Origin of the sequence: Jannaschia faecimaris, assembly GCF_900107415.1 — a bacterium.
In the GTDB taxonomy this organism is placed as follows: Bacteria; Pseudomonadota; Alphaproteobacteria; order Rhodobacterales; family Rhodobacteraceae; genus Jannaschia; species Jannaschia faecimaris.
On the sequence record NZ_FNPX01000016.1, the window covers coordinates 81,118 to 89,326 of the forward strand.

At 63.9% G+C, this 8,209-nt stretch carries 9 protein-coding genes; 2 read left to right on the forward strand and 7 right to left on the reverse strand.

Going from position 1 to position 8,209, the window contains the following annotated elements:
• Window positions 1–35: 35 nt before the first annotated feature.
• Both BLV27_RS15110 and BLV27_RS15115 read left to right on the forward strand, forming a co-directional pair.
• Complete coding sequence (locus BLV27_RS15110; protein ID WP_092647339.1) at window positions 36–1,196, forward strand: M20 aminoacylase family protein; 1,161 nt, start codon at window positions 36–38, stop codon at window positions 1,194–1,196.
• Window positions 1,193–2,125 carry an acetamidase/formamidase family protein gene (locus BLV27_RS15115; RefSeq protein ID WP_092647340.1) on the forward strand — a complete coding sequence of 311 codons (933 nt, stop codon included), beginning with the start codon at window positions 1,193–1,195 and terminating at the stop codon, window positions 2,123–2,125. The genes BLV27_RS15110 and BLV27_RS15115 overlap by 4 nt, the downstream gene beginning before the upstream one ends.
• On the opposite strand, the gene BLV27_RS15120 is transcribed toward BLV27_RS15115, so the two are convergent.
• From BLV27_RS15120 to BLV27_RS15150, 7 genes are all read right to left on the reverse strand, one after another.
• Window positions 2,122–2,331 carry a hypothetical protein gene (locus BLV27_RS15120; protein ID WP_092647341.1) on the reverse strand — a complete coding sequence of 70 codons (210 nt, stop codon included), beginning with the start codon at window positions 2,329–2,331 and terminating at the stop codon, window positions 2,122–2,124. The two genes, BLV27_RS15115 and BLV27_RS15120, sit on opposite strands and share 4 nt — an antisense overlap.
• Window positions 2,331–3,332, reverse strand: a complete 1,002-nt coding sequence (gene iolG, locus BLV27_RS15125) for an inositol 2-dehydrogenase (protein WP_092647342.1) — start codon at window positions 3,330–3,332, stop codon at window positions 2,331–2,333. Before iolG ends, BLV27_RS15120 begins: the two co-directional genes overlap by 1 nt.
• A gap of 10 nt (window positions 3,333–3,342) precedes the next feature.
• Window positions 3,343–4,116 (reverse strand): ATP-binding cassette domain-containing protein, encoded by a 774-nt coding sequence (locus tag BLV27_RS15130; RefSeq protein WP_092647343.1) that lies wholly within the window; start codon window positions 4,114–4,116, stop codon window positions 3,343–3,345.
• A gap of 4 nt (window positions 4,117–4,120) precedes the next feature.
• On the reverse strand, window positions 4,121–5,197 hold the full coding sequence (locus tag BLV27_RS15135) for an ABC transporter permease (protein WP_092647344.1): 1,077 nt from the start codon (window positions 5,195–5,197) through the stop codon (window positions 4,121–4,123).
• A gap of 61 nt (window positions 5,198–5,258) precedes the next feature.
• Entirely contained in the window at window positions 5,259–6,203 is a 945-nt protein-coding gene (locus BLV27_RS15140; RefSeq protein ID WP_092647345.1) for a substrate-binding domain-containing protein, read from the reverse strand.
• Between the two features lie 80 nt (window positions 6,204–6,283).
• Entirely contained in the window at window positions 6,284–7,120 is an 837-nt protein-coding gene (locus BLV27_RS15145) for a TIM barrel protein (RefSeq protein ID WP_244504695.1), read from the reverse strand.
• A gap of 96 nt (window positions 7,121–7,216) precedes the next feature.
• Window positions 7,217–8,209 (reverse strand): LacI family DNA-binding transcriptional regulator (locus tag BLV27_RS15150; protein WP_092647351.1); only part of this gene is annotated, 993 nt, incomplete at its 5' end.

Genomic DNA, 8,209 nt, shown 5'->3' on the forward strand with positions numbered 1-8,209 from the left:
CTTCAACGCCCACCACGCCCGACCGGAGATTTGACATGCCCGTCCGCAACCGCTTTGCTGAGCTCTTGCCCGAAATCACCGCTTGGCGGCGCGATCTGCACGAAAACCCGGAGCTGCGATACGACGTGCACCGCACCGCCGGCATCGTGGCCGAGAAGCTGCGGGCCTTCGGCTGCGACGACGTGGTCGAAGGTGTCGGGCGCACCGGCGTCGTGGGTCTGATAAAGGGCACTAAACCAGGTAAAACCATTGGTCTGCGCGCCGATATGGATGCCCTCCCGATCTTGGAAGCGACGGGGGCCGCCCACGCCAGCAAGGTGCCAGGCAAGATGCACGCCTGCGGCCATGATGGACACACCGCGATGCTTTTAGGGGCGGCGCAATACCTGGCCGAGACGCGCAATTTCTCGGGCACCGTCGCCGTCGTCTTTCAGCCAGCAGAGGAGGGCGGGGCCGGGGCCGAGGCCATGGTGCAGGACGGTCTGATCTCCCGCTTCGGCATCGAGGAGATCTATGGCATGCACAACTCGCCGCTGCTTCCAGCCGGCGAATTCGCAATCCGGGCAGGTGCTTTTTATGCAGCCGTCGACAGCTTCCGCATCGAGGTGCGCGGACGGGGCGGCCATGCCGCGCGACCGAACAACACCGTCGACACCACCCTGACGGCCAGCGCTATCGTCATGGCCCTGCAATCCGTCGTCAGCCGCAACACGGACCCGCAGCAGCCGCTGGTCGTGTCAGTCACCGCATTCAGAACCGACAGCGACGCCTTCAACGTGATCCCGGAGGCGGCCACCCTGCGCGGTACAATCCGCAGCTTCGACGGCCCCACCCGCGAAAAATGCATCGCCGACATCCACCGCATCATCGACGCCACCGCCGCCGCATATGGTGCCACCGCCGAGTTGAGCTTCGAAGACGCTCCCTACCCGGTCATGGTCAACCACGATAGCGAGACGGACCATGCCGCCGCCGCCGCCCGCGCGGTGGCCGGCAACGTGAACACCGAGGCACCGCGCACCACCGGGGGGGAGGATTTCGCCTACATGCTCCAAGCCTGCCCCGGTGCCTATATCCAGGTCGGCAACGGGCCGAGCGCCGGGCTGCATCACCCAGAATACGATTTCAACGACGAGATCATTCCGGTTGGATGCTCGTGGTGGGTCGAACTGGCGGAACAGAGACTTCCGGCATGATCGTCGATGCCAGCCCCAAAACGGTCCATTGGGGGTTCTTCGATGCCGCCCTGCCCCCGGTGACCGAGGTGGGGAGCGGTGAGGAAATCACGATCCGAACCGTGTCCGGCGGGCCGAACGCCTTGCCGCCCGGTCATGAAGAGGGAACCTTCCACGTGCCGCCCGAGCTGCTGGCCATCCACGCGGCGGGCGTACCGAGCGTGCCCGGTCACATCCTGACCGGACCCGTTGCCGTCCGGGGCGCAAGACCGGGGCAGGTTCTCCAGATCGACATCCTCGACGTCACCCTGCGGCAAGACTGGGGATACAACTTCATCCGCCCGCTGGCCGGCACGCTGCCGATGGATTTCCATGAAACAACGCACGTCAACATTCCACTGGACCTGGACGCAATGACCGCGCGAATGCCGTGGGGCCTCGACCTGCCGCTGGCCCCATTCTTCGGCGTGATGGGCGTCGCACCGCCCCCGGTATGGGGCCGCATTTCGACCATCGAGCCGCGCGCCCACGGCGGCAACCTTGATTGCAAGGAATTGGTGGCCGGCACGACGCTCTACATTCCGATCCATGCCGAAGGTGCCCTGTTCAGTGTTGGCGACGGCCACGGCGCGCAGGGCGACGGGGAGGTCAACGTCACCGCCATCGAAACCGCGCTGGAGGGTCGCTTTCGCCTGACCCTGCGCGACGATATGGCCCCGGTTCTTCTGGCAGAAACGCCGACGCACTGGATCACGCTGGCAACAGACCCGGATCTGGACGAATGCGCGCGGGTCGCGACTCGCAATATGATCGCTTTGGTGTCTGACAAGGCCGGAATCACGCGGGAGGAGGCCTATATGCTCTGCTCGCTGGCGGGTGATCTGCGCGTCACCCAGACCGTGAACCGCGAAAAGGGCGTGCACATGATGATGGCAAAGGCCCGGCTTTAGTCGCCTTCGCCGTCGGGATTCCAGACGAAGAAGAACTGCCACGCCAGGTACGCCCCCGACGCCCCGAACAGGATCGACCAGAACACCTGCCCGTTCGACACCTCGAACAGGGTCCAAATGGTCAGGACGACGACCGCCACGACACGCCGCCACATCGGGTAGAAGAACGGCGTCTGGACATCAAGAAACCCGCGACCCCTTGCCATCACAACACCTCGGACACGGCCACGGCCCGCCCTTCGGCCACCGAGCGCACCGCCGCATCCGCCAGCGCCAGCGCGCGCAACCCGTCCTTGCCCGTCGTGGGCATCTCGGTCCCGTCGGCCAGAGCGGCAACGAAAGCGGCGATTTCGGCGGCATAGGCCACGGCATAGCGGGACATGAAGAAGTCCTGCAAAGGCGCGCGGGTGTAGCCGTCGGCCGTCGCGATTTCGACCCGGTTGATACGGTGGTTGTCCGCGCTGGCCGATCCGCCGGAGCCATGCACTTCGATCCGCTGGTCATAGCCGTAGGTTGCCCGGCGCGTGTTGTTGATTGTCGCCTGCTTGCCGGACGCGGTGGTCAGGATGATATTCGCCGTGTCCCAATCGCCAGCCGCACCGATTGCAGGATCGACCAGGTTGCTGGCGGCGGCAAAGACATGCGTTGGCTCCTCGTCCAGCAGCCATCGGGCCACGTCGAAATCATGGATCGTCATGTCGCGGAAGATGCCACCCGACCGCTCGATATAGGCGATGGGCGGAGCGCCGGGGTCGCGCGACGTCAACGTCACCATTTCCACCTCGCCGATGGCCCCAGCGTCGATCGCCGCCTTCAGCGCGAGAAAATCCGGGTCGAACCGGCGTTGAAACCCGACCATCAACTTACCGCCGTTGCCGCGCACGACCTCCAGACAGGTTTTCACCCGCGCAAGATCCAGGTCGATTGGCTTTTCGCAGAACACCGCCTTGCCCGCGCCGGTGAACCGTTCGATCAGGTCGGCGTGCGTATCGGTGGGCGTGCAGATGACAACGGCGTCCACGTCCGCCGCCCCGGCAATCGTCTCCATCGTGCGCAGGTCGCAGCCGTGTTTCTCGGCAACCGCCTGCGCCGCCGCCTCCACCGCGTCGGTCACCGCGATCAGCGTCGCCCCCGGAACGGATGCGATGGCCTTCGCGTGAACCTGACCGATCCGGCCCGCGCCGAGAACGGCAAATCGTACTGTCATGGTGCGCCTCTCAGGAGGATTCGAAATCGTATTCGGGCTGCGTCTTGGCCCCGGTGATATAGGCCACGACGTCCTGTCCGTCAGTCTCTTCCTTACGCAGGTTCGCCACGATCCGACCACGGCGGAACACGACGATCCGGTCGCAGAGATCCATGACCTGCCGCATGTTGTGCGAGATCAGGATCAGCGGCTCGCCCGCTTCCTTGAGGGTGCGCACGATGTTCTCAACCTGCGCGGTTTCCTGCACGCCAAGCGCGGCCGTCGGTTCGTCCATGATGGTGAGCTTGGAGTGGAACGTAGCGGTGCGCGCAATCGCGACGCATTGCCGTTGACCGCCCGACATGTGCCGGATGGTATTGTTGATGTTCGGGATCTTCACGGCGGTCTTTTCCAGGCCCGCCATCGTCGCCTCGCGCATGGCCTTGTAGTCAAGGATGGAGAACGGCCCCAGCTTGAACTTCAGTATTTCGCGTCCCAGGAACAGATTGTCGGGCACGTTCAAATCGTCGGCCAGCGCCAGCGTCTGGAACACCGTCTCGATGCCGGCATCCCGTGCATCCATCGGGTTTTCGAAATGCCGCTCCTTCCCGTCAAAGATCAACTTGCCACGCGTCGGCACCTCCACCCCGGTCAGTTGCCGCACGAAGGTGGATTTGCCGGCACCGTTGTCGCCCATGATGGCGACATGTTCCCCCGCATACAGCTCGAAGTTGGCCTCGGTCAGGGCATGAACCCCGCCGTAGTGCTTGGTAAGACCGTGGGTCTCCAGAACGATATCCGACATGTGCCTATCCCCTCAGCGCGGCGCGTTGCTGGCGCCATTGGTCGAGCACGACAGCCCCGACGATAATCACGCCCTTCACCATTTCCTGGTAGTAAGCGTCGAGCCGCAGGAACGTGAACCCCGAGATGATGACCCCGAAGATCAGCGCCCCGATCATGGTGCCGATGATCGACCCGCGTCCGCCCGAAAGCGACACACCCCCGATCACCGCCATGGCGATCGCATCCAATTCGTACATCAGGCCCATGCCCGTCTGCGCGGTCAAATTCTTGGAGGCCAGAACGATGGCCGAGAACCCCGCAAGTGCGCCTGCGATGGCATAGACCAGCGTCTTGTGCCGGGCGACCTTGATACCCGACATCCGCGCTGCATCCTCGTTCGATCCGATGGCATAGGTATGCTTGCCGTAGACCGTGTATTTCAGGATCAGGTGGAACAGGATCGCAAGCCCGACAAACCAGAAGACCGGGGCCATGCCGTCACCGATGGCCGCGAAGCTGTCCGTTGGAAAGGACACGGGCTGACCACGCGACCACCACTGCGCCCCACCGCGTGCCGCGACCATCATGCCCAGCGTCGCAATGAAGGGCGGAATGCGGGTATAAGCGATCAGCAAGCCGTTGATTATGCCCGCGCAGGTCCCCACCAAGAGGCCGAAGAACACCGGAACGAGAACCGGAAGGTCCATCCACGCCGGGCCAAACAGGCTTTTGGGATTGGGATTGCCGTTGACCATTCCAGTCTGCGCGAAAGACATCGTGACCATCGCGGTCAGGCCGACCACCGATCCGGCCGACAGGTCGATACCACCAGAGACGATCACCTGCGTTGCGCCGAGGGCGATGATCCCGATGATCGAGACCTGCAGGATGATGATCTTGATCCGCGCGATGTTCAGAACGGAATCGTCGCGCGCGGTGTTGAAGTCGAACAGGAATGACTGATCGCGGAAGACCATTCCCAGGCCTTCGAAGATCAGCACGATCAGGATCAACGCGATGAAAACGTTGGCCTCGTTGGGCCAGGATCGCTTCTTCGGATCAAAAGTCAGGCCCCCGGTGCCATGGGACGTATCGGCCATCTTGGTCGCTCCTCCATGTTGGGTGGTCGGGCCGGGGCGGATGCCCCGGCCCGCTGTCGGATCAGTTTTTGGACGTGAAGTCGGCGACGTTCGCCTCGGTCACCAACTGGAACGGGATGTAGACTTTCTGGTCCACATCCTCGCCATTGGCGAGCGCGATTGCGGCGTCGATCGCACCGGCCCCCTGACCGGCGGCATCCTGGAACACGGTCGCGTCCAGATCACCCGCCTGCAGCGCCTGCAAAGCGTCCTGCGTCGCATCGACACCCACGACCACAACGTCGGCCATGTCGAAATCCGCGGCTTTCAGCGCCTGAATCGCGCCAAGCGCCATCTCGTCGTTGTTGGCGAAGACCACCTGGAACTCGTCCCCCGCCGAGATGAAGTTGGTCATCAGGTCCGATGCTTCGTCACGCGACCAGTTGGCGGTCTGCTTGTCGATCAGCGAGATGAAGTTGCACATGTCCATGCCGATGACATCCTCAACATCCTTGGAGCGCTGGACGGCGGCCTGGTTCGACAGCTGACCCATCAGCATGTAACCCGTGGCCCCGCCGGCATAGCCCATGGCGCGCAGCATCTTGCAGGCCTCGAAGGCGGCCAGCGTGCCGGACTCGATCTCGTTGGAGGCGACGAACGCCTGGTTGTCCGGCAGGCTGTCGACGTTGGCCGGCTCCCGGTTCACATAGACCAATGGCACGCCTGCATCCTCGGCGGCCTTCGACATCGCGTCGACCGCGTTGGTATCGACCGCGTTCACAACGATCGCATCCACGCCCGATGCGATGAAGTTGTTGATCTGGTCCAATTGGGCGGCAACGTCGTCCTGCGCATCCTCGACCTGGATTTCAATACCGTCCAGCGTCGCGGCGTGCTCCTCCATACCGGTCCGCAGGGTGGTCAGGAAGTTGTCGTCAAAGCGGGCCATCGACACACCGATGGACTGGGCCATGGCGGTGGTGGACATCAGGCCGACAAGGCCGGCCGCAAGCAGTGTCTTTTTCATGTTTCTCTCTCCCTATCAGGCGTCCGGCGCGCCCGTTTTCTTTTGCCGGACCCCGCGCGGCGGGGCATCGTCCGTCGGTCTCAGGCGGCCTCCGCCGTTGCACGCGACCGGATGAATTCGAATGTCTCAATCAATGCTGCGACCGGGTTGGTCAGGGCGTGGGTTTCGGGTGCGAAGGCTTCGACCGAAAACGGTCCGACGTACCCCGCCGCCGTAAGGGCCACGATTTGCTCCACGTTTCCAAGGCGATCCCCACCGTCGACGAGGCCACGATGCGCATCGGTCAACGTGTCGACAGCCCCCCGGTCGGTCACGCCTGAAATATGCACCAGACCCGTGCGGTCCGCGAAATACGCTGCTTCACCCGCCAGGTAATGGTGGAACGTATCGTGGATGACCCGGAACCACTCCCCTGCCCCGGCCGCGTCGATGGCTGCCAGCGCATCCGATTTGCAGCGAAGCGATGCCACTCCAAACCCCAGCGGTTCGATCAGACCGATCAATCCATGGTCCGCCAACATCGGGGCCAGCGCCCGGATGGCAGAGTCCAACCCACCTTCAGGGACGCGGGTGCCGCCACAGGCCGGAATCAACGCGACTGATTCCGCCCCCGCCTGATGCGCGATCTCGATCAACGCCCGTGCTTCCGCCTCCCGCGCCGGGGTCCAGTCATCGAACCGGCTGACTTCAGCCACGGCCAAAAGACGCAGACCCGCATCGCGCGCCATGCCCCCGGCCTCACCGGCGGGCAAGCCATCGAACAGCGGAGCCGTCAGATCGGTCCGGACTTCCACCCCGACGCAGCCCGTGCGCGCAGCAATGTCGAGCAGGGCTTCGTACCCCACCCGCGCAACACTCATGTGGTTGAGCGCGAACTGCACCATCGGAACTCCCTCGCGGTCCTCCACCGCGTGCACGGAGTGTGCGGGACATCCTAATGTTCGGTCAATGGTTCACCAATGATCCCATCATTCATGATGCGATTGATCATTTTCTATCAGAAGTGCAATCAGTCAGATCGACTCCGGAAGATACAGATCAGGCCGCAGGAAGTACTGCCCGGCCCCGCCGCCGACCCCTGCTCTACCGTCCCCGCGCGCCAAGGCGAACACCTTGTCGCACACACTGTCCAGCGGTGTCGAAATCACCATCTCGACATACCGATCAGCCAGCGCACGACGACTGTCCTCGGTCAACTCGTTCACCACCAACGCGACCTCGCGGGGGGCACGTCGCTCCCGCAGCGCGGCGATCGCGCCTTCCATTCCGCCACCAGCGCAGTAGAGACCGCGCAGATCCGGCACCCGGTCCAGAAGGTCACATGTCGCGTCATACGTCCCCTGTCGCGTCTCGTGATTGATCATCGTATCCATGATTGCGACCTCGGGCGCATGTTGCCGGATATAGCTGCGAAACCCGGTCTCCCGCAGGTCGTGCCCGTTCCAGCGGTGCCCCCCGACAAAAAGCGACAGCGGCCCCGACCGACGGCCCGCGGTTGCAAGCATATGCGCCGCCATCCGTCCGACCCTGAGATTATCAAGGCCGATATAGCTGTGGCGGATGCCCTGTGCGAAGTCGTTGCACATCGCGAAGCAGGGAACGCCCAACCGCGCAAGCCGCTCGACTGCGGCGGTCACATCCGGATGGTCGACCGCGATGGCCGCGACCGCATCGACCCGGCCCGCCATATCGTCGAGCAAACCCGCATAGGTCGGGGGGTCCGACTCGTCGGCGAAGGTGACGACGGCCTTTCCGACCACACCGTCGACGCGACGGGCCGCCCCTTCCATCGCGTGTTTCACCGCCTGCGCAAAGGCGTGGCGCGGATGACCCAGGATCACGCCTAACGTGAGGTTCGACAAATCCGCGCCAACACGACGCGCGATCAGGTCGGCCGCGTGAAACCCGATCATCCGCGCGGCGTCCTGAACCTTGCGCGCGGTCTCGGCCCGCACACTCAGGCGGCCGTTCAGGACACGGTCCACGGTCGCTGTACTGACCCCGGC

What these genes read in the sequence shown, in the direction of transcription:
- BLV27_RS15110 (WP_092647339.1), top strand. Translation starts at nt 36, where the DNA reads ATGCCCGTCCGCAACCGCTTTGCTGAGCTCTTGCCCGAAATCACCGCT.
- BLV27_RS15115 (WP_092647340.1), top strand. Translation starts at nt 1,193, where the DNA reads ATGATCGTCGATGCCAGCCCCAAAACGGTCCATTGGGGGTTCTTCGAT.
- BLV27_RS15120 (WP_092647341.1), bottom strand. Translation starts at nt 2,331, where the DNA reads ATGGCAAGGGGTCGCGGGTTTCTTGATGTCCAGACGCCGTTCTTCTAC.
- iolG (WP_092647342.1), bottom strand. Translation starts at nt 3,332, where the DNA reads ATGACAGTACGATTTGCCGTTCTCGGCGCGGGCCGGATCGGTCAGGTT.
- BLV27_RS15130 (WP_092647343.1), bottom strand. Translation starts at nt 4,116, where the DNA reads ATGTCGGATATCGTTCTGGAGACCCACGGTCTTACCAAGCACTACGGC.
- BLV27_RS15135 (WP_092647344.1), bottom strand. Translation starts at nt 5,197, where the DNA reads ATGGCCGATACGTCCCATGGCACCGGGGGCCTGACTTTTGATCCGAAG.
- BLV27_RS15140 (WP_092647345.1), bottom strand. Translation starts at nt 6,203, where the DNA reads ATGAAAAAGACACTGCTTGCGGCCGGCCTTGTCGGCCTGATGTCCACC.